At 72.3% G+C, this 18,809-nt stretch carries 20 protein-coding genes and 1 pseudogene; 11 read left to right on the top strand and 10 right to left on the bottom strand.

The window, feature by feature from the left end; all coding sequences use genetic code 11:
* Nucleotides 1-492: pseudogene (locus ACTZWW_RS03380) on the bottom strand (hypothetical protein); the annotation flags it as partial.
* Nucleotides 493-797: 305 nt separating this feature from the next.
* Between ACTZWW_RS03380 and ACTZWW_RS03375 the strand changes: the two are divergent.
* Nucleotides 798-1,955, top strand: coding sequence for an MFS transporter (locus tag ACTZWW_RS03375; protein WP_444779526.1), 1,158 nt, complete (start codon nt 798-800; stop codon nt 1,953-1,955).
* A gap of 52 nt (nt 1,956-2,007) precedes the next feature.
* On the top strand, nt 2,008-2,988 hold the full coding sequence (locus tag ACTZWW_RS03370; protein WP_444779525.1) for a hypothetical protein: 981 nt from the start codon (nt 2,008-2,010) through the stop codon (nt 2,986-2,988).
* A gap of 30 nt (nt 2,989-3,018) precedes the next feature.
* Here the strand turns inward: ACTZWW_RS03370 and ACTZWW_RS03365 are convergent, their stop codons facing one another.
* Nucleotides 3,019-3,372 (bottom strand): hypothetical protein, encoded by a 354-nt coding sequence (locus tag ACTZWW_RS03365; RefSeq protein WP_444779524.1) that lies wholly within the window; start codon nt 3,370-3,372, stop codon nt 3,019-3,021.
* Nucleotides 3,373-3,494: 122 nt separating this feature from the next.
* Here ACTZWW_RS03365 and dusA point away from each other — a divergent pair, with 122 nt between their 5' ends.
* From dusA to ACTZWW_RS03345, 4 genes are all read left to right on the top strand, one after another.
* Complete coding sequence (gene dusA, locus ACTZWW_RS03360; RefSeq protein ID WP_444779523.1) at nt 3,495-4,517, top strand: tRNA dihydrouridine(20/20a) synthase DusA; 1,023 nt, start codon at nt 3,495-3,497, stop codon at nt 4,515-4,517.
* Nucleotides 4,514-5,005 carry a PaaI family thioesterase gene (locus ACTZWW_RS03355; RefSeq protein ID WP_444779522.1) on the top strand — a complete coding sequence of 164 codons (492 nt, stop codon included), beginning with the start codon at nt 4,514-4,516 and terminating at the stop codon, nt 5,003-5,005. The genes dusA and ACTZWW_RS03355 overlap by 4 nt, the downstream gene beginning before the upstream one ends.
* A gap of 89 nt (nt 5,006-5,094) precedes the next feature.
* A complete protein-coding gene (locus tag ACTZWW_RS03350; protein WP_444779521.1) occupies nt 5,095-5,925 on the top strand; it encodes a sulfite exporter TauE/SafE family protein in 831 nt (276 codons plus the stop codon).
* Nucleotides 5,926-6,201: 276 nt separating this feature from the next.
* A complete protein-coding gene (locus ACTZWW_RS03345; protein ID WP_444779520.1) occupies nt 6,202-7,365 on the top strand; it encodes a hypothetical protein in 1,164 nt (387 codons plus the stop codon).
* A 7-nt stretch (nt 7,366-7,372) separates the two neighbouring features.
* Here ACTZWW_RS03345 and ACTZWW_RS03340 read toward each other — a convergent pair whose 3' ends face one another.
* A complete protein-coding gene (locus tag ACTZWW_RS03340; protein WP_444779519.1) occupies nt 7,373-8,083 on the bottom strand; it encodes a uracil-DNA glycosylase in 711 nt (236 codons plus the stop codon).
* 34 nt (nt 8,084-8,117) lie between these two features.
* On the bottom strand, nt 8,118-9,635 hold the full coding sequence (locus ACTZWW_RS03335; protein WP_444779518.1) for a bifunctional metallophosphatase/5'-nucleotidase: 1,518 nt from the start codon (nt 9,633-9,635) through the stop codon (nt 8,118-8,120).
* 210 nt (nt 9,636-9,845) lie between these two features.
* On the opposite strand from ACTZWW_RS03335, the gene hemH reads away from it, so the two are divergent.
* Nucleotides 9,846-11,000: a ferrochelatase gene (gene hemH / locus ACTZWW_RS03330; RefSeq protein WP_444779517.1), complete on the top strand. Its 1,155-nt coding sequence runs from the start codon at nt 9,846-9,848 to the stop codon at nt 10,998-11,000.
* A 51-nt stretch (nt 11,001-11,051) separates the two neighbouring features.
* On the opposite strand, the gene ACTZWW_RS03325 is transcribed toward hemH, so the two are convergent.
* Both ACTZWW_RS03325 and ACTZWW_RS03320 read right to left on the bottom strand, forming a co-directional pair.
* Nucleotides 11,052-11,306 (bottom strand): YjhX family toxin, encoded by a 255-nt coding sequence (locus tag ACTZWW_RS03325; RefSeq protein WP_444779516.1) that lies wholly within the window; start codon nt 11,304-11,306, stop codon nt 11,052-11,054.
* A 218-nt stretch (nt 11,307-11,524) separates the two neighbouring features.
* The gene (locus tag ACTZWW_RS03320; protein ID WP_444779515.1) at nt 11,525-11,875 is read right to left on the bottom strand and encodes a DUF805 domain-containing protein; all 351 of its coding nucleotides are present in this window, start codon (nt 11,873-11,875) and stop codon (nt 11,525-11,527) included.
* A 171-nt stretch (nt 11,876-12,046) separates the two neighbouring features.
* Here ACTZWW_RS03320 and ACTZWW_RS03315 point away from each other — a divergent pair, with 171 nt between their 5' ends.
* A complete protein-coding gene (locus ACTZWW_RS03315; protein WP_444779514.1) occupies nt 12,047-12,868 on the top strand; it encodes an enoyl-CoA hydratase in 822 nt (273 codons plus the stop codon).
* Nucleotides 12,869-12,973: 105 nt separating this feature from the next.
* Complete coding sequence (locus tag ACTZWW_RS03310; RefSeq protein WP_444779513.1) at nt 12,974-14,713, top strand: hypothetical protein; 1,740 nt, start codon at nt 12,974-12,976, stop codon at nt 14,711-14,713.
* Between the two features lie 39 nt (nt 14,714-14,752).
* Here ACTZWW_RS03310 and ACTZWW_RS03305 read toward each other — a convergent pair whose 3' ends face one another.
* On the bottom strand, nt 14,753-15,214 hold the full coding sequence (locus tag ACTZWW_RS03305) for a hypothetical protein (protein ID WP_444779512.1): 462 nt from the start codon (nt 15,212-15,214) through the stop codon (nt 14,753-14,755).
* Nucleotides 15,215-15,229: 15 nt separating this feature from the next.
* Entirely contained in the window at nt 15,230-15,682 is a 453-nt protein-coding gene (locus tag ACTZWW_RS03300; protein WP_444779511.1) for a hypothetical protein, read from the bottom strand.
* A gap of 218 nt (nt 15,683-15,900) precedes the next feature.
* Between ACTZWW_RS03300 and ACTZWW_RS03295 the strand changes: the two genes are divergently transcribed.
* The gene (locus ACTZWW_RS03295; RefSeq protein WP_444779510.1) at nt 15,901-17,067 is read left to right on the top strand and encodes a M24 family metallopeptidase; all 1,167 of its coding nucleotides are present in this window, start codon (nt 15,901-15,903) and stop codon (nt 17,065-17,067) included.
* Nucleotides 17,068-17,074: 7 nt separating this feature from the next.
* Here ACTZWW_RS03295 and ACTZWW_RS03290 read toward each other — a convergent pair whose 3' ends face one another.
* Both ACTZWW_RS03290 and ACTZWW_RS03285 read right to left on the bottom strand, forming a co-directional pair.
* On the bottom strand, nt 17,075-17,491 hold the full coding sequence (locus ACTZWW_RS03290) for a DUF4864 domain-containing protein (protein ID WP_444779509.1): 417 nt from the start codon (nt 17,489-17,491) through the stop codon (nt 17,075-17,077).
* Nucleotides 17,492-17,595: 104 nt separating this feature from the next.
* Nucleotides 17,596-18,321 carry an SDR family NAD(P)-dependent oxidoreductase gene (locus tag ACTZWW_RS03285; protein WP_444779508.1) on the bottom strand — a complete coding sequence of 242 codons (726 nt, stop codon included), beginning with the start codon at nt 18,319-18,321 and terminating at the stop codon, nt 17,596-17,598.
* Nucleotides 18,322-18,483: 162 nt separating this feature from the next.
* Here ACTZWW_RS03285 and ACTZWW_RS03280 point away from each other — a divergent pair, with 162 nt between their 5' ends.
* Nucleotides 18,484-18,771, top strand: a complete 288-nt coding sequence (locus tag ACTZWW_RS03280; RefSeq protein ID WP_444779507.1) for a hypothetical protein — start codon at nt 18,484-18,486, stop codon at nt 18,769-18,771.
* Nucleotides 18,772-18,809 lie beyond the last annotated feature (38 nt).

Genomic DNA, 18,809 nt, shown 5'->3' with positions numbered 1-18,809 from the left:
ATGCGTGTAGATGTCGGTGGCGCGCCGGTCGAGCTCGTCGCACAGGTCCTCGCGCGCGCCGTCCTCGCGCAGCGTCCAGGCGGCCTCCTGCACGTGCTCGGCGGCCTCCAGGATGTCGGACGTCGCGCGCTCGGTGGTGCGCACGATGCCGTCGAGCGCCTCCGAGGCGACCTCGAGATCGGACGGTGCGCCCTCTCCGGGTCGAATCGCGGCGATCTCGCGCTTGGTGGAGGTGATCGCGCGCGCCATCTCGACGAGGTCGAACCGCAGGCGGTCCATGCGCTGCGTCTCGCGCTCGGAGGCGACCACGTTCTCGAGCCGGTTGATGGCCTCGAGCAGCACCGTCGTGTCCGCGTTGCGGTTTCGCCGCGCGTACTCGGCCAGGAACCAACGCCCCCGCTGGGTCTCCATGACGGCCGATTCGATGGCGTCGTAGTCGGCCTCCGCGATCGGCGCGAGGGCGTTCGAGGAGCCCGTGCGGGAAGGGCTCATGCCGGAGGGGCTCACGCCGGAGGGGCTCGTGCGGGAGTAGCTCATGCAGGAGTGACCTCGAGGGCTCGAATCGTCTGGGCCAGCATGCCCGCGGGAGCGTCCCGTCGGCAAGCGCGTGTATGGAGCCTCGATCCTGGCGCGCGAGGGGTTAGGACGGCGTTACCGCTGCGTCGTGACCCCCGCATGCGCCGCGACGCGGTGAACGAACTCTCATCCGGACGGCTCGAATGGGAGCGAACGGGCATGAGCCGGTCGTGCTATCAGGGCGCCTCGACGATCCTCGCTTCACGTTCGCCGTTCCCCCGATGCCGCGATCCCTCTCCGTCCGCCTGGGTGCGCTGAGCGCTGTCGCCTTCGTCGGCGTCGGCGTGCAGGCGCCGTTCCTGCCGGTGTGGCTGGAGGGGCGTGGGCTCGACGCGACGACGATCGGCCTCGTCGTGGCGCTGCCGGTGTGCGTGCGCGTGCTCGCGAGCACGCCCCTCGTCGCGACGACGGATCGCGGCGTGTCGCCGAGGACGCTCTTGACGCTCGCGCATCTGGCGCTCGGCCTCGCCTTCCTGTTCCTGCTGCCGGCGCCGGGCGCTTTCGCGATCGCGGTCGTCGTGGCGCTCGCGGCGCTCGCGCAGGCGCCCATCGTGCCGGCGACGGATCTCGTCCTGACCGACGCGGTGCGCGAGAATCCCGGCCTCGACTATGGACGCCTGCGCGTCTTCGGCTCGCTCGCCTTCCTCGCGAGCACGGTGGCGATGGGCTACGTGCTGGAGGTCGCGCCCCTCGACGCGGTGGTCGTCGCCCTCGTCGCGGCCGGCGTCCTCGGCGCGCTCGTCGCCGCGACCGCGACCCCCCCGCTCGCCGCGGAGCGCGAGCCCCCGGCCGTCGGCGGGCGGCGGCCGACGCTTCCCGCGGCGCTCCTCCTCGCCATCGTCGGCGCGGCCTGCGTCCAGGCGAGCCACGCCGGCGTCTATGCCTTCGGCTCGATCCATTGGCGCGCGCTCGGCTTTCCCGGCTCGATCGTCGGCTGGCTGTGGGCGATCGGCGTCGTCACCGAGGTCGCGCTCTTCGTCGTCGCCGGCCGGCTCGTCGGGCGCGGCAGCGGCCTGCCGTTGATCGCGCTCGGCGCCGGCGCGGCGGTGGTGCGCTTCACCGGCCTCGCGCTCGAGCCCGGGCCGCTCGCGACCTTCGCGCTCCAGAGCCTGCACGGCCTCTCCTTCGGAGCGACGCATCTGGGCGCGATGGCGGTCCTCACCACCCTCGCGCCTCCCGGGGCGCGCGGGCGCGCGCAGGGGCTCTTCGCGGCGGCGCAGGCGGTCGGGATGGCCTCGGCGACCGTCCTCGGCGGCATCGTCTACCAGCACGCCGGCGGTCTCGTCTTCCTGGCGATGGTGCCGCTGCCGCTCGCCGGTGCCGCCTGCCTCGTTCTCGCGCGCAGGGCGCGTGCGCGGCCGGGCTCCGGTCCGGCTTAGGGGAATCGTAAGCGCGCGGCGCTAGCCTCGTCGGCAACGACAGGAGTGCCCCATGCCCGGTCCGCTACCCGGCTCCGCGAACGGCTCGGCCCCGCTCGAGCAGCTGCCCCTCACGCCCGAAGGCGTGCGCGCCCTGCGCCGGCGCGTCTTCGGCGACGACGACGCGATCTCGCTCGTCGAGGGCGAGATGCTGTTCGACCTGGCGCGCACCGTGGGCGAGCGCGGCTGCCGCGAGTGGCGCGACTTCTTCTGCGAGGCGATCGCCGATCTCCTCGTCCACCAGGTCCAGCCCCGCGGCTACCTCGGCGAGGCCGAGGCCGTCTGGCTGATCGCGCGGCTGGACGGACGTCCGGTGCTCTCCAGCGAGTTCGCCGCGCTCATGAGGGTGATGGAGCTCTCCCGCAGCGTGCCCGACCGGCTCGCCGCCTTCGCGCTCGGCCTCGTGAAGCAGGTCGTGCTCACCGGCGAGGGCGAGGCGATCACGGGCATGCGCCACGAGCCGGGGCGCGTCACCCACGCGGACGTCGACGCGCTGCGGCGCGTCCTGTTCGTCGCCTCGAGCGAGGGGTTCGGCCATGTCACGCGCGCGGAGGCGAACGTCCTGTTCGACATCGCCGACGCCACGGCGGACGCCGACAACGACCCGAGCTTCGCCGACCTCTTCGCCCGCGCGATCGGCAATCACCTCCTCGCCGGCCCCGGCCGCCACGCTCCGACCCGCCTCCAGGTCATGCGCCGCGAGGAATGGCTCGACCAGCGGCGCACGCTGGGATCGGGAATCGCCGCCACCTTCAAGACCATGGCGGCCAACGCTTTCGGCGTGCGCACCCGCGACGTCGCGCCCGCGCCGGACCCGCTCGGCGACGGGCTGACCCCCGCGCGGGTCGACGACGAGGAGCACGCCTGGCTCGTCGCCCGCATCGACGCCCGACCCGGGCTCAGCGCAGCCGAGCGCGCGCTGCTGCGCTTCCTCGGGCGCGAATGCGACGACCTCGCGCCGTCGCTGCGCGAGCTGGTGGCGCGGGCGGCGTGAGCGGACGCGAGCGCGATCGATGCGCTGAGTTCAGGCGAACCGACCCTTCGCCAGCCCCCGCGCGCCTTGGAAGGCATAGGCGAAGTTCTGCGTCGACGGTTCACCGTCGGAAGAGACGATGACGCGCGAGATTCGCGGACGCTCGGCGGCACACGCCGCGATGTCGATCGCGACCCGCGTGGTCTCGGCGGCGAAGGCCGCTGTCGCCTGCACGGACGTCGACGCGAGCTGGGTCATCGCATGCCGGAGTTCCGGCTCGAGCGCCGCCGCCGTTGCCATGCCGGCCAGAGTTGCGGTTTCCTGGTTCATCTCGACGACGAACGAGGTGCCGTACGTCAGCACACCAGCCGCGACGATCCGTGCTGCCGCGCCTCTCGCACCCATGCCGACCTCCTGTTCCGAGCTGCACCAGAACGGAGGAGACATGATGGTCGAAGCACCCCGGCGCAAGTGATCCCTACTTTGGGCGGCTTGCCCTGCACCCGTCCTCTGGTTATCTCCGTTCGATGACCCCGCAGACCATCCGCTTCTCCGTCGCGCCGATGATGGACTGGACGACCCGCGATTGCCGGGCGCTCCATCGCGTGCTTTCGCGGCGCGCGCGGCTCTACACCGAGATGGTGACCACCGGTGCCGTGATCCACGGCGATCGGGCGCGGCTCCTCGGCTTCTCCGAGGCGGAGCATCCCGTCGCCGTGCAGCTCGGCGGGTCCGACCCCGCGGAACTGGCGCAGGCGGCGCGGATCTGCGCGGATCTCGGCTACGACGAGGTGAACCTCAACGTCGGCTGCCCCTCCGACCGGGTGCAGGACGGGCGCTTCGGCGCCTGCCTGATGCGCGAGCCCGCTCTCGTCGGGGACTGCGTCGCGGCGATGAAGGCCGCCGTCGCGGTGCCCGTGACGGTGAAGTGCCGCATCGGCGTCGACGACCAGGATCCCGAGGCGGCGCTCGACGCGCTGGCGGACGCCGTCGTGGCGGCGGGCGTCGACGCCCTCGTCGTCCATGCGCGAAAAGCCTGGCTGCAGGGCCTCTCGCCCAAGGAGAACCGTGACGTGCCGCCGCTCGACTACGGCCGGGTGCATCGGCTGAAGGCGCGGCTGCCGGACCTGCCGATCGCCCTCAACGGCGGCCTCGTCTCGCTCGAGGCCTGCCGGACCGAGCTCGACCATGTCGACGGCGTCATGCTCGGGCGCGCCGCCTACCACGATCCCGAGCTCCTCCTGCGCGTCGACCCGGAACTGTTCGGCGAGGCGCCGCCTGTCGCCGACCCGTTCGAGGCGGTCGCGGCGTTCGAGCCCTACGTCGCCCGCCGGCTGGCGGAGGGCGCGCGGCTCTCGACCATCACCCGCCACATGCTCGGCCTCTTCGCCGGGCGCCCCGGCGCGCGCGCCTGGCGGCGCCACCTCGCCATGGAGGCGGTGAAGCCGGGCGCGGGGATCGAGACCCTGCGCGCGGCGCTCGCGCACGTGCGGCGCGCCGGAGAGGGCGCCGACGCCGATGCCGGCGAGACGCGGGAGCGCGCGGCGTGAGCGACGCGGCACCCGACCGCGCCGAGGGCGCGGGGTCCGACCCCGCCGCGATCGTGCGGCGCGTCGAGGCGAGCTTCGCCAGGCAGGCGATCATGGGCACGATCGGGGCCGCGCTCCTTCGCGTGGAGCCCGGCCGCGTCGAGATCGCGCTCGCGGTGACGCCGGGCATCTCGCAGCAGCACGGCTTCGTGCATGCCGGCGCGGTCGCCACGATCGCCGACTCGGCGGCGGGCTACGCGGCGCTCACCCGCATGCCGGAGGGGCGGGGCGTGCTCACCGCGGAGTTCAAGATCAACCTCGTGTCGCCCGCCGCCGGCGCGCGGCTCGTGGCGATCGGCACGGTGGTCAAGGCCGGCCGGCTGCTGACGGTGGCCGCGGCGGAGGTCTTCGCCGAGCGGATCGCGGGCGACGAGGGCACGCGCAAGCTGTGCGCGCAGCTCACGGCCACCCTCGTCGCGGTGGAGAATCGCCAAGGCGTTGTGGACTGAACCGCGGGCGCTCCCGGCTTGCCGGAGACGGGGCGAGCTTCTAACCCGAGAGCCGGCTCATCTCGAGCGAACCACGGGCGATCCACTCCATGATCATGGGCATTCCCACCGGCGATCTCGCCATGCTCGCCGCGGGCCTCCTCGCCGCCGGCGCGCTCGCCGGCGTGCTGGCCGGGCTGTTCGGCGTCGGCGGCGGCGCGATCATCGTGCCGATCCTGTTCGAGGCGTTCCGGCTGCTCGGGGTCGACGAGGAGGTGCGCATGCCGCTGGCGGTGGGCACCTCGCTCGCCATCATCATCCCCACCTCGATCAAGTCCTTCCGCGGCCACTACAAGAAGGGCGCCGTCGACATGGCGCTCCTCAGGTCGTGGGCGGTGCCGGTGATCGTGGGCGTGCTCGTCGGCTCGGCGGTGGCGCGCTTCGCCGACCCGTGGGTGTTCAAGCTCGTCTTCATCCTGGTCGCCGGCTTCAACGCCATCAAGCTCCTGTTCGGAAACGACACCTGGCGGCTCGCGACCGACCTGCCGAAAGGCTGGCTCCTGCGCGCCTACGGCTCCTTCATCGGCCTCGCCTCGGCGCTGATGGGCATCGGCGGCGGGCAGATCTCCAACATGCTGATGACCCTGCACGGGCGCGGCATCCATCAGGCGGTGGCGACTTCCGCGGGGCTCGGGCTCATCATCTCGATCCCCGGCGCCATCGGCTACGTGCTCGCCGGCTGGGGCAAGGAGGGCCTGCCGCCCGACGCGATCGGCTTCGTCTCGGTGCTCGGCTTCCTGCTCGTGGTGCCGACGACGCTGATCACCGCCCAGATCGGCGTGAACCTCGCCCACGCCTGGCCCAAGCGCAAGCTCGAGGTCGCCTTCGGCATCTTCCTCGCGATCGTCTGCCTCAGGTTTGTCGTCTCGATCTTCGAGTGACCTTGCCGGGCTCGCTTCGACTGTAGATTATTCAACTGTGAATAGTTCTCGTGAGAAGGCTTCTCTAAGGGGCGGGAACCGCGGTACGCCTGCAAGATTGTGTTTTCCAGGCTCGTCACCTGGAGGAAACGATCCGATGGAACGGCAAAGGTTCGAGGTGCGCGCACGCGCGACGTGGGACGAAGCGGTACTCGCTCCGTCCCGAGCATGTCCGTCCATCGAGGCGAGCGCGATCAAGCCGCCGCTGAGCTTCATGCTCACCGCGCGAGCGGCGTGATGGGGACGCGCCGATCCGGCGCGGCGCTGATCGCATGCGTCGCGTCGTACTCGATCGTCCTGGGCGGCGCGTACGCCGCCCTCGCCGTCGATCTCGCCGCACGCGGCTTTGGTGCGCGGGACGTCGCGATCAACGCCGCGATGACGCCGCTCGGCCTCTTCGTCGCCGCGCTCGTGCTGCCGCGCCTCGTCCGGGGGGCCGTCTTCCCGTGGCTCGCGGCGGCCCTCGCCGCGACGACGCTCGTCATGCTGGGGCTCGCGTTCACGCGTTCCTATGCGGCGTGGCTCGGGCTGCGCTTCATGCTCGGGCTTTCGGCCAATGCGCTGTTCGTCGTCGCCGAGAGCGCGCTCATGATCGCCATTCCAGAGCGGAGCAGCGGCCGTTTCCTGAGCCTCTACAACGGCGTCGTGACGGGCGGATATGCGCTCGGCCCCTTGATCCTGGCGATCGCCCCGATGAGGACGCCGACCGCGCTCGCGGCGGGCGCCGCCATGGTCGCCCTCTCCGCAATCCCGCTCGTCGCAGGGGTGCCGCGACGCGCGCTCACCCTGCCGCCGCTCGATGTCGGCTCCGGCCTCGCCGTCTTCGCCCTCGCGGCGCCGGCGCTCGTCGTCGGCTCGGCCGCGGTGGCGATCTTCGACAATGCCGCGCTCGCTCTGTTTCCCGTGTTCGTGATGGAAAGCGGGCACGGCCGCGATGTCGCGCTCGTCCTGCTCGCCGCGCTGCTCGCCGGGGCGACGGTGCTGCAATGGCCGATCGGGGCTGTCGCCGACCGGTGGAGCAGCTTGGGGATGCTGCGCTGCTGCGCCGTCGTGACCGTGGCCTGCTGCATGGCGCTGCCGGCTGTGGCGCCTGTTCCCGCGGCGCTCGCCGTTCTCGGCTTCGTCGCGGGCGGGACCGCCTTCGGCGCGTACTCGATGATCCTCGCGCTCGTGAAGGAGCGCTTCGCCACGAGCGCCCTCGTCACGGCCAACGCCGCGCTCGGCGTCACCTGGGGGCTCGGCGCGATGGTCGGCGTGCCCGTCGTCGGCGCCGGCATGGACACTGCCGGTCCGCTGCTCTTCGGCCCCCTTGCCGCCGTTCCCTTCCTCGTTCTTCTCGCCCTGAGCCTCGCTCCGATCTCCGGTCGGGCCGCTGAAGCCGGCGACGGGCGATCCCGTTGAAGAAAGGTCATCCTCCCGGCACGCTCCAGTCCACCGTCCCTTCGCCGTGCTCCGCGAGCCAGTCGTTCGCCCTCGCGAAGTGGCCGCAGCCGGGGAAGTCGCGGCGGCGGTTCAAGGGGGAGGGGTGGCCGGTCTCGAGGACGAGGTGCTTTCCCCGGTCGACGAGGGCGGCGCGGGCGCGGGCCTTGTCGCCCCACAGGAGGAAGGCCACGCGCGGGCGCTGCGCCGAGACGGCGGCGACGGCGTCGTCGGCGAGCTTCGCCCAGCCCAGCCGCAGATGCGCGCCCGCCTCGCCCGCCTCCGCCGTCAGCGCCGTGTTGAGCAGGAGCACACCCTGGCGCGCCCAGCCGCTGAGATCGCCGCAGCCCGGCGCGACGTTCGCGCCGTCGGCGGCGCATTCGGCGAGGATGGTCTTGAGCGAGGGCGGCAGCCGCCGTCCACCGACGTAGGAGAAGGCGAGGCCGTGGGCGTCGCCCGGGGACGGGTAGGGGTCCTGGCCGAGCACGACCACGCGTACGCGCGCGAGCGGGGTCGAGGTCAGCGCCGCGAACACGTCCTGCGGCGGCGGGACCAGCGCCGCGCCGGCGGCGAGGCGGGCGTCGATCGCGTCGCAGACGCGCTCGGCGGCGCCGTCGCGGAAGAAGGGCAGGGTGGTCCAGCCGGCGCCGCTCGCCTCCTGCCGCTCGCGCTCGCGGAAGGCCGCGAGCGCCTCTCTCATCGGTCCCGTCGCGGGTCCGGTCATCGCCGAGCGGTCACTGCTGGACCACGATCCGCTCGCCGACGGTCATCTCGCCGATGCCGCCGTTGGCCGCGATGTAGTCGATGACCTGGCTCGCCATCAGCTGGCCCGCCGCCGCGTCGACCAGCGTCTCGCCGCTGGCGAGCATGCGGTAGCCGTCGCCGCCGCGCAGCAGGAAGTCGTTGGTGGCCAGGCGATAGGTGGCGTTCGGGTCGAGCGGCGCGCCGCCGACCATCACCTCCTGCACCCGCGAGCCGGGCGCCTCGGACGGATCGACCACGACGGACATGCCGGAGATCTGCGCGAACGAGCCGGCGGCCTCGGGCAGGAGGGCGTAGCCGTGCTCGAGCGCGAGCTTCAGGTCCTCGCCGGAGATGGTGACGAGCACCGTCGTGTTGCCGAAGGGCAGTTCCGAGAACACGTCGCGGCGCGTGAGCGTCGTGCCGGGGTCGTAGGTGCGGTCGGCGCGGATGCCGCCGCCGTTCGTCAGCGCCACGTCGGCGCCCGTCGCCGCGCGCATGGCGTCGGTGATGACGTTGCCGATGGCGGTCTCCATCGAGCGCACGCTGGCGCGGCGCGAATCGAGCGCGATCGCGGTATCGCCGATGGCGACGTCGAGCGCCTCGGAGAGCTCCGCCTCGTAGCCCTCGACGATCGCCGCGATCTCGGCGTTCGGCTCGACGGTGGCGGTGTCGACGATCTCGAAGCGCGGGCGCCAGGACACGTCGCGCTCGTCGCCGTCGATCTCGAGCGTGACGTCGAGATGGGTGACGACGACGAAGTCGGCCTGCGAGGAGCTCTCCACCATGGCCGTGCGGCCGTTGTAGACGACTCGCAGGTCGTGGTCGTGGCCGGTGAGGACCACGTCGGCGAGGCGCCCGTCGTACATGGAGAAGTCGACGTCCCGACCGGAATGGGCCACGGCGACGACGATGTCGGCGCCGGCCTCGCGCAGGGCTTCGGCCTGGGCCGCGGCGGTCTCGAGCTCGTCGGCGAACTGGACGTCGCCGGGGCTCGATACCTGCGCCGTCGTGGCGGTGGTGAGGCCGAAGAAGCCGATCCTGACGCCCTCGACCTCGACGAGGCGGCCGTCCTCGTGGCCGGGCAGCGGCTGTCCGTCGGCGTCGCGCACGTTCGCGGCGAGAATCGGGAAGGTCGCCTCGCCGGCGCGCTCCAGATAGACCTCGGGGCCGAAGTCGAACTCGTGGTTGCCGGGGACGAAGACCGCCGGATCGAGCGCGTTGAACAGTGCGATCATGTGCGCGCCGTTGTCGAAGCCGCACAGGAGGCAGGGCGAGATCGTGTCGCCGGCGTGGATCAGGAACGTGTTGGGGTTGTCGGCGCGCTCGCCTTCGAGCACGGCGGCGAGGCGGGCGACGCCGCCGCGGCCGTCCCGGCTCTCGCCCATCCGGTCGATGTCGTTCACGGAGACGAAGCTGATCGTGACGTTGGTCTCCTGAGCCGCCGCGAAGCCGCAGGTCGCGAGGACCGCGGCGCCGGCGAGGAACCCGCGCATGGAAGCCTTGAACATGTGTGATTGCCCCTTGGAAAGGATCGCGGGCGCGACAATAGCGCCCGAGACGCGCTTTGTCTTGTCGCGCAGGCATCTCCGCTCTTAAATCGTGCGTATGCGTTTGAGATGCGCGCGCAGGCCCTCTATCTAGGGGGCTGCGCGGACGTCGCGTTCGTGCGGACGCGACGCCCCCGCGCCGGACCCGACGAGACCCGAGGACCGCCACCCGTGAACGAGATCGTCCAGCCCGCATCCTTCGACCTCCAGGCCGCCCGGCGGCCGGACGGCGAGCGCCCGCAGCCCGCGCGCCACGAGGCGGCGCGTGCCGACGACGCCCGCGAGGCGCAGTTCCGCTCGGTGCGGCTGCCGTCGGATCATCCTCAGGTGAAGGCGGGGCGGCTCGGCGTGCTGATCATGAACCTCGGCACGCCCGAGGCGACGTCCTACTGGCCGATGCGGGCCTACCTGAAGGAGTTCCTCTCCGACAAGCGCGTGATCGAGACCCCGCGCTGGCTCTGGTGGCCGATCCTCAACCTGATCATCCTGCAGACGCGCCCGAAGAAGAAGGGCCGCGACTACGACCTGATCTGGAACAAGGAGCGCAACGAAGGCCCGCTGAAGACGATCACGCGGTCGCAGGCGGAGCAGGCGCAGGCGCGCCTGAAGGAGGTCGCCGGCGATCGCGTCGTCGTCGATTGGGCGATGCGCTACGGCAAGCCCGCGGTGAAGCCCGCGCTCGAGAACCTGCTCGCGCAGGGCTGCGACCGCATCCTGCTCGTGCCGATGTACCCGCAATATTCCGCGGCGACCTCCGCCACCGCCTGCGACAAGGCCTTCGAGGCGCTGATGACCATGCGCTGGCAGCCGAGCGTGCGCGTGGCGCCGCCCTATCACGACGATCCGGTCTACATCGACGCCCTCGCCGATTCGATGAGGAAGGAGCTCGCCAAGCTCGACTTCGAGCCGGAGATGATCCTCACCTCCTTCCACGGCGTGCCGCGCAAGTACCTGCTCCAGGGCGACCCCTACCATTGCCAGTGCGCCAAGACCTCGCGGCTGCTGCGCGAGACGCTGGGCTGGCCCAAGGAGCGCTGGATGCTCACCTTCCAGTCCCGCTTCGGGCCCGACGAGTGGCTCCAGCCCTATACCGACGAGACGGTGAAGAGCCTCGCGGAGAAGGGCGTGAAGCGCCTCGCCATCGTCGCCCCGGGCTTCTCGGCGGATTGCCTCGAGACGCTCGAGGAGCTCGACGGCGAGAACCGCGAGATCTTCGAGCACAATGGCGGCGAGCAGTTCGCCTACCTGCCCTGCCTCAACGATTCCGAGGAGGGGATGCGGGTGATCGACCACATCGTCGCGCGCGAGCTGCAGGGCTGGCTCTGAACCCCCGGGAAATGGGGTGCCCGCCGCCGGGGCGGCGGGCACTTTCGCGCGTCAGCGGTTGTCGAGCTGGGCGCGCACCGCGGCGAGGCCGCGCTGGGTGATGCGGTAGGGCGCACCGTCGCGCGAGGCGATGAGGCCGCGCTTGCGCAGCCGCTCGAAGAGCGCGAGCGGGAAGCCGGCGAGGCGATGGCCCTCTCTGGTGAAGCAATCGGCGCCGACGATGCGGCGGCCGTCGCGGACGTGGCGGACGAAGCCGCCCTGCGCGAGCGCGTGGAGCACGCGCTGCTCGTGCTTGGAGACGTTCATGGATGTGCGAAAGCCCGTGTCGCGGGGACGAGCGCCCGCCCTCCCGGACGGCCGTCGCGCGGCGCGGGTCCGGGTCTTCGGGGCGGGCGTGCCGAGGGGCCGCGACGATCGCGGCCCGGTCAGCGCACGGCGACAAGCTCTCGCATCAAGGCTCCAAGGTGTACGACATCAGCGTACGGCCGGCAGCTAAGCCACCCGGCGGGCCGGGGTCAAGCCTCTCAGACCTTGGCGCGTGCCAAAGGGTCGGCCCCGAAGCGGTTGTCGCCGGGCGTGCCCTCCAGCAGGCCGAGGTCGATCAGCGCCCAGAGGAAACCGACGACCGGGATGAGCAGCAGCAGGCACCACCAGCCGGACTTGTCGCGGTCGTGGCAGCGCTTGATGTGCAACATCAGGCCCGCGAGCTGCAGCACGATTGTGATGATGAAGGCGACGAGCCCGTCGGTGCCGAACAGCAGCGTCGAGATCGCCGCGACGACGAGCAGCGCTGCGACGCCGATCCACCAGCGCCCGCGCTCGATGCGTCCCTCCGGGGACGTGAACATCCACTTCCAGTCGAGATTGGTCGGCATTCCGGTTCCTTCCGTCTTGTCCGTGCACAGCCTGCGGCCGCAGGCGATCACGAGCTTCGCCGTAGGTCAACGCGCGCGACCGGCTCCGCGTTTCTTCGCCCGACGTGGCGGATGACGCGCGCCCGGCCACGGGCTAGATCGGTTCCGTTGGAGACGGCGGGAGGACGGGCGATGAGCGGGACTGGCACGGGCGGCGCCGGGGAGACCGGTGAGGGACGGGTGCGCCACACGATCGAGGGCGGGATCGCGCATGTCGTGTTCGACCGCGCGGCGGCGCGCAACGCCTTCACTTTCGCGATGTACGAGGCGCTCCACGACCTCTGCGGGGCGCTCGAGGCGGACGAGTCGGTGCGCGTGGTCGTGCTCTCCGGCGCCGGCGGCAAGGCCTTCGCGGCGGGGACCGACATCGCGGCCTTCCGCGACGTGCGCACGGCGCAGGACGCGCTCGCCTACGAGGTGCGCATCGAGCGGGTCCTCGGGCGGCTCGAGAGCCTGGCGAAGCCGACGATCGCGATGATCGCGGGCGCCTGCACCGGCGGTGGCGCGGCGATCGCGGCCTGCTGCGACCTGCGCGTGGCGGAGGCCGGCGCGAAGATCGGCTTCCCGATCGCGCGCACGCTCGGCAATTGCCTGTCGGTGCGCAACCTCTCGCGGCTCGACGCGCTCGTCGGCGCGGCGACGGTCAAGGAGATGATCTTCACCGCCCGCCTCCTGCCGGCGCCCGAGGCGCTGGCGAAGGGCTTCCTCACCGAGGTCGTTCCCGACGCGCAGGCCCTCGAGGCGCGGGTCGCGGAGCTCGCCGCGACGATCGCGAATCACGCGCCGCTGACCCTCGCCGCGACGAAGCGCGGGCTCGCGCTCGCGCGGGCGGGCGCGTCGGCGCAGCCGGGCGCGGGCGACGATCTCGTCGTGTCCTGCTACACCAGCGCCGATTTTCGCGAGGGTATGGAGGCGTTTCTCGCCAAGCGCGCGCCGCGTTGGACGGGGCGCTGAGGCGCCCGCTGGCACGCGTGCCCCGCCGGGTCGCGAAGCGGAGCTTTACGCGTCCCCCGATCCTGTGGCCTCATCCGCACCCGGACAGGCTGCGGGAGGCGGAAGATGGTCGACGAGGCGCCCGGGCGGGCATGCGACGTCATCATGAAGGGTGGCGTCACGTCGGGGGTGGTCTACCCGCGTGCGGTCCTGTCGCTCGCGCGGACCTACCGCTTCCGCTCGATCGGCGGCACGTCGGTGGGCGCGATCGCCGCGGCGATCACCGCCGCAGCCGAGCTGAACCGGCAGGGCGGCGGGTTCGACGTCGTCGCGCGGCTGCCGGACGACCTCGCGGCGCGCCTGCCGCAGCTCTTCCAGCCTGCCCCGGAGGCGCGGTCGCTCTTCGCGATCGTACGCTACGGGCTGATCGAGCGCCGCCTCGGGCGTGCGGCCTGGGCGCTGCTCGTCCATCACGGTCAGTTCGTGCTGGTCGGCGCGATGATCGCCTTCGTGCTCGGCCTGTTCTCCACCGCGATCGGCGGGAGCCTCTTCGCAATCCTGTTCGCGCTGCTCGTCTTCGTTCTGCTGACGGTGGGGCTCGGCGCCTGGAGCGTGATCGCCGGCGCGGCCGGCGTGCTGCGCGAGAACGTCTGGGGCCTCTGCCCCGGCCCCACACAGCCGGACGCCGAGGGCGTCGGCCTCGCCGACTGGCTCGCGGAGACGATCGAGGCTGCGGCCGGACGCGAGACGCCCGACGACCCGGAGGTCCTGCGCGTGCCGCTCACCTTCGGCGACCTCGCCGCGAACGGCCCGCCCGACGCGCCGGAGGACGCGCCCGGCCGGATCACGCTCGCGATGATGACGACGAACCTGGCGATGCGCCGGCCCCATCGGCTGCCGGACCTGGCGCGGACCGGGCCGGACGAGGCGTTTTCGGCGCTCTACTTCGACGAGGGCGAGTTCCGGAAGGTCATGCCCGGATGGATCGTCGACTGGATGACCCGCGGGCCGGTGGCCGCCCGCGGTCCGCGGGAGGGGCTCTGGCGGCTGCCCGGGCCTGACGACCTGCCCGTCGCGCTGGCCGCGCGCATGAGCCTCTCGTTCCCCATCCTGATCTCGGCGGTGCCGCTGCACGCGCCGGACCGGAGCGGCACGATCCGGCGCGTCCTGTTCAGCGACGGCGGCCTCTCCAGCAACTTCCCGATCCACTTCTTCGATGCGCTCCTGCCGCGCCGGCCGACCTTCGGCATCGCGCTGGAGCCCTTCGGCACGCTCCACACCAAGCCGCGGGTCCTGCTGCCGACGCGGCCCGATCCCGATCCCTGGCGCAGCTACCTCGAGCCGCAGGGGCCGATCGCGTTCCTCTCCGCGGCGCTCGACGCCACGCAGGAATGGCAGGACCGGCTTCAGACCGCGCTGCCGGGCTATCGCGAGCGCGTCGCCGACGTGTACCTCAAGGAGGACGAGGGCGGCTTCAACCTCGCCATGCCTCAGGAGATGATCGACGATCTCGCGGGTCTCGGAGCCGAGGCCGGCGCGCTGCTGGCGAGCGATGCGTTCGACTTCGAGGACCACCGCTGGCGTCGCTTCCTCGTCGCCTATGCACGGCTCGAGGAGACGCTCGCGACGAGCGCAGCGCGGTGGGGCTCCGTCGTCGGGCCGGACGGGCACACGCTCGCGCAGGAGATCGCGGCCGTCTCCAAGGCGCCGAAGAGCTTCGGCGCCACGTCGCCCGCGACCATGGCGGCGATGATCGCGCGCTTCGACGCCCTGATGGCGCACGCCTCCGCCTGGAAGGCCCCCCTCGCGCCCGAGGCCGACATCCCCGAGCCCGAGAGCGTGCTGCGGATCACGCCGCGGCCGTGACCGTCGGGCGGGGAGGCGGAGACCCTCCCCGCGCCGCCTTCAGTACTCGCTGATCTCCACGCGGGTGCGCACGTCCATGCCGCCGTCGTACTGGCCGACCCAGATGTCGTAGCGCCCGCTCTGCGGTCGGTCGAAGCGCACGCGCGCGTCCACCCCGCCGCCGCCGTCGTCGTTGCAGTACCACTCCTTGTCGGGTCCGTTGACCACGAGAGTCGTGTCCTCGCCGGCGCGTGTCGTGATCGTCAGGGGCAGCGTGCCGGCGACGTAGTAGAGCCGCAGGTCCGGCGCGGTGGCGATCGAGCCGGTGCAGGCGCCGCCGAGATCGCTCGCGTCGTTGGAGCCGCCGGCGACGACCTCGATCGTGTACGGGTCGGGCGTGAACCCGGCGCGCAGGTCGTGGCGGCCGTATGCGGGGTCCCGCCAGACCTCCTGGGCGCCCACGGGCGTGGCCAGCACGAGCGTCGCGGCCGCCGCGAGGCCCGCCAGGGCGAGATGGTTCATGTCGCGTCCACCGGTTCAGTATTCGGTGATCTCGAGGCGGGCGCGGATGCCGCTCCCTCCTTCGTAGTGGCCGATCCAGACATCGTACTGCCCGCTCTGCGGGCTGTCGAAGCGCACGAGCGGGTCGAGGCCGCCGGCACCGTCGTCGTCGCAGTACCAACGCCCGCTCGGGTCGTTGATGACGAGCGTCGTGTCCGAACCGGAGCGGACACGGAAGCTGAGCGGGAACGAGCCCGACTGGTAGTGCAAGCGCACGTCGGGAGAGTTCGCGATCGATCCGGCGCAGCCGCTGCCCAGCGCGCCCGCATTGCGCTGCCCGCCCGCGCGGACATTGATCGTGTAGGGGTCCGGCGTGAACCCGGCCCCGAGGCGGTAGGTCCCGAAAGCGGGGTTGCGGCTGAAGTCCTGCGCGACCGCTCCGCCGACGACCGCGGCGGCGATGACGCCGGCGATGAGTGTAGTCTTCACGTGGGTGCCCTCCCTGCCCGACGCGCCAAGCCGCGACGTCCGGACAGAGGATGACACGACCCGAGCTCGGCAGCGAGACTATTCCCCATGCGCACCATGGAGTATCGTCTTAATGGCCAAGCCCGGGAGCGTCTTTGCGCACGCGGCTGTCCCTCGGCCTTCCGCCCGGCGTGGCGCCGCGCTAGCGTGGGGCGCGATCGACGGAGTGCGGAGGGATCATGGGTATGTCGCAGCGGCACGTCCACTTCACGCCAGCCGAGCTCCAGGCGCGCGTCACCGCGACGATCGACGCCCTGGAGCGCGACGGGCTTTCCGCCCTCGTGATGTTCCGCCAGGAGAGCATGTACTGGCTCACCGGCTACGACACGTTCGGCTACGTGCACTTCCAGGCGATGGTGCTGACCGCCGACGGCCGCCTCGTGCTCCTCACCCGCTCCGCGGACCGGCTGCAGGCGGCGTTCACCTCGACGGTGGAGGACGTGCGGATCTGGCGTGACCGCGAGGGCGCGATGCCCGAGGCGGAGCTCGCGGACATCCTGCGGGAGCTCGGCCTCTCGGGCCAGCGGCTCGGCATCGAGTACGAGGCCTGGGGGCTCACCGCGGCCAAGGGCAAGCGGTTCGAGGCAGCCCTCGGCGACGCCTTCGCGCTCGAGGACGCATCGCTTCTCGTCTCGCGCCTGCGCGCCGTGAAGAGCGCGGCCGAGATCGCCTACGTGCGCCGGGCGGCGGAGCTCGCCGACGCGGCGCTCGCGGCGGCACAGGCGCGGGCGGCGGCGGGCGTGTTCGAGGGCGACATTCTCGCCGACATGCACGGTGCGATCGCGCGCGGGGGCGGCGACGATCCGGCGAACGAGTTCATCATCGGCTCGGGGCCCGGAGCCCTGATGTGCCGCTACTACACCGGCCGTCGCACCCTTGCGGACGACGACCTGCTCACCCTCGAGCACGCGGGCGTCTACCGGCACTATCACGCGGCGATGATGCGCACCTTCGTCGTCGGCCGCCTCGACCCGCGCGTGTCGGCGATGCACGCGGCGGCGCACGACGCGCTGCTCGCCACCGAGGAGGCGCTGCGCCCCGGACGGCCGATCGGCGAGGCCTTCGACGCGCACGCGCGCGTGCTCGACGCCGCCGGCTTCGGCCACGCGCGGCTCAACGCCTGCGGCTATTGCCTCGGGACGACCTTCGCGCCGAGCTGGATGGACTGGCCGATGCTCTACGAGGGGCAGTCCTACGAGGCGCGACCGGGCAACGTGTTCTTCGCGCACATGATCCTGTTCGACGAGGCGGCGGGGCTCGCGATGACGCTCGGCCGCACCTCGCTCGTCGGCGAGCGGGGCGCCGAGCCGCTGTCCGCGGCGTCCCTCGCGCTCGTGCGCGCCTGAGCGTCGCTCAGGCGCTGACGCCGGGGAGGCGCAGGAGCTGGCAGCCGGAGATCTTCCAGCTGCCGTCGGGCTGCTGCTCGAGGGAGTAGATCGCCCGCCAGGCGACTCCCGCCTGGTCGATGATCGTCACCTCCTGGATCGGGCCGGCGGGCGTCTCGCGGTAGCCGTCGAAGCTGAAGTCGCGCGGGCGGTAGATCGGCGGGTAGCCCTGGCGCACCATGGCCATGAACCGGTCCTCGCTCGGGAAGATGCGCTTGATGCCGGGCGCGGCGTAGGAATAGGCCTGCACGCCGTCGTCCGCGAGGAAGGCGCGCAGCTGCGCCTCGATGACGGATCGCGCCGCCGCCTCGTCGGCACGGACGCCCGCGGTAGGCAGAGCGGCGCTGGCGAGCAGCAGCGTCAGGGCGACGAGGAGGGCGCGCATGGGAGGGCTCCGGATGTCGGCTGGCACTCTTCCGAGCTAGGCGCGGAGACGCTTGCGGCAAGCGCGGCTGCGGCGATCGGTCACGATGTCGCTCGGAGCCTCTCTCACCACGGGAGCGGCTCGCCGCGGTAGTCGTAGAAGCCGCCGGTTGCGCGTGGCGCGAGCCCGTCGAGCACCGCGAGCAGGCGTGCCGCGGCCGCCGCGGGCGTCGCCACGGCGAGGCCGGCCTTGGCGAAGGGTGCGGTCAGCCGGGTGTCGACCGTCCCAGGATGCACCGCCACGCACAGCGCCTGCGGCCGGCGGCGGGCGAGCTCGATCGCCGCGGTTCGGACGATCTGGTTGAGCGCGGCCTTGGACGCGCGGTAGGCGTACCAGCCGCCCAGGCGATTGTCCCCGATCGAGCCGACCTTGGCGGACAGCGTCGCGAAGGTCGCCTTGCCGTCGTCCGCGAGGCGTGGCGCGAGGTGCTTCAGGAGGAGCGCCGGGCCGATCGCGTTGACGGCGAAGCTCCGCGCCATCGCCTCGGGCTCGATGTCTCGCCAGGACCGCTCGGGACGAATCCGCGCGTCGTGCAGAAGGCCGGTCGCGTCGATCACGAGCGTGAGCGGCGCGCCCGCGAGCCGCGTCTCGAGGTCCGCGGCGTAGGCGGCGATCGTCGCCTCGTCGGTGACGTCGAGGGGTGGCTCGCCGGCGCGGGAGGCGCGCAGCACGGGGGCGAAGCGGCCGTCGGCCGCGAGCGCGTCCGCGAGCGCGGCGCCGATCCCGCCGGACGCGCCGACGACGATCGCTGCGCCGGGGGGGACGGCCGGGGCGGGGGGGGGTGCGTTCATCGCTGTGGAAGAAGGGCGTGCGGCGGGCCCGGCAAGGCCGCGCTGCCTTCGATCCACCACATTCACACGGCCGAATGTGGGGAGCCAGCGTCATCGCCGCATCAGACGGCGAGGCACGTGCGCGACGGGGGCCAAATCCGGAAATCGGAAGGACGCTCCGTCATGCCGCATGCATTCGCCGCCCGCAGGCCCGAGCCCGCCGCGCACGCCGATCCGCACGACCTGCTGCCCGCCGTCCAGGAGACGCTCGCGATCCTGGCCGATCTCGCCTTCGCACACACCTCGGCCAGGGAGCGCCTGGCGCTCTGGGACGGACCGGAGCCGGTGAAGGCCGAGATCGCCCGCGACCTCGATGCCCGCCACGCCGCCGCGGCGGCCCCCTACGAGCGTCACCTCGCCGCGCTCGAGGAGCGTGCCTACGGCGCACCGCATCTGGCCGCCGTCTGCTGACGGACCGTCGCACGAACCGAACGGGGGCGGCCGACCCT

The sequence above is a fragment of the Salinarimonas sp. NSM genome (genome assembly GCF_052380005.1).
Lineage (GTDB): Bacteria > Pseudomonadota > Alphaproteobacteria > Rhizobiales > Beijerinckiaceae > Salinarimonas.
This window is presented reverse-complemented; position numbering and strand designations above follow the sequence as displayed.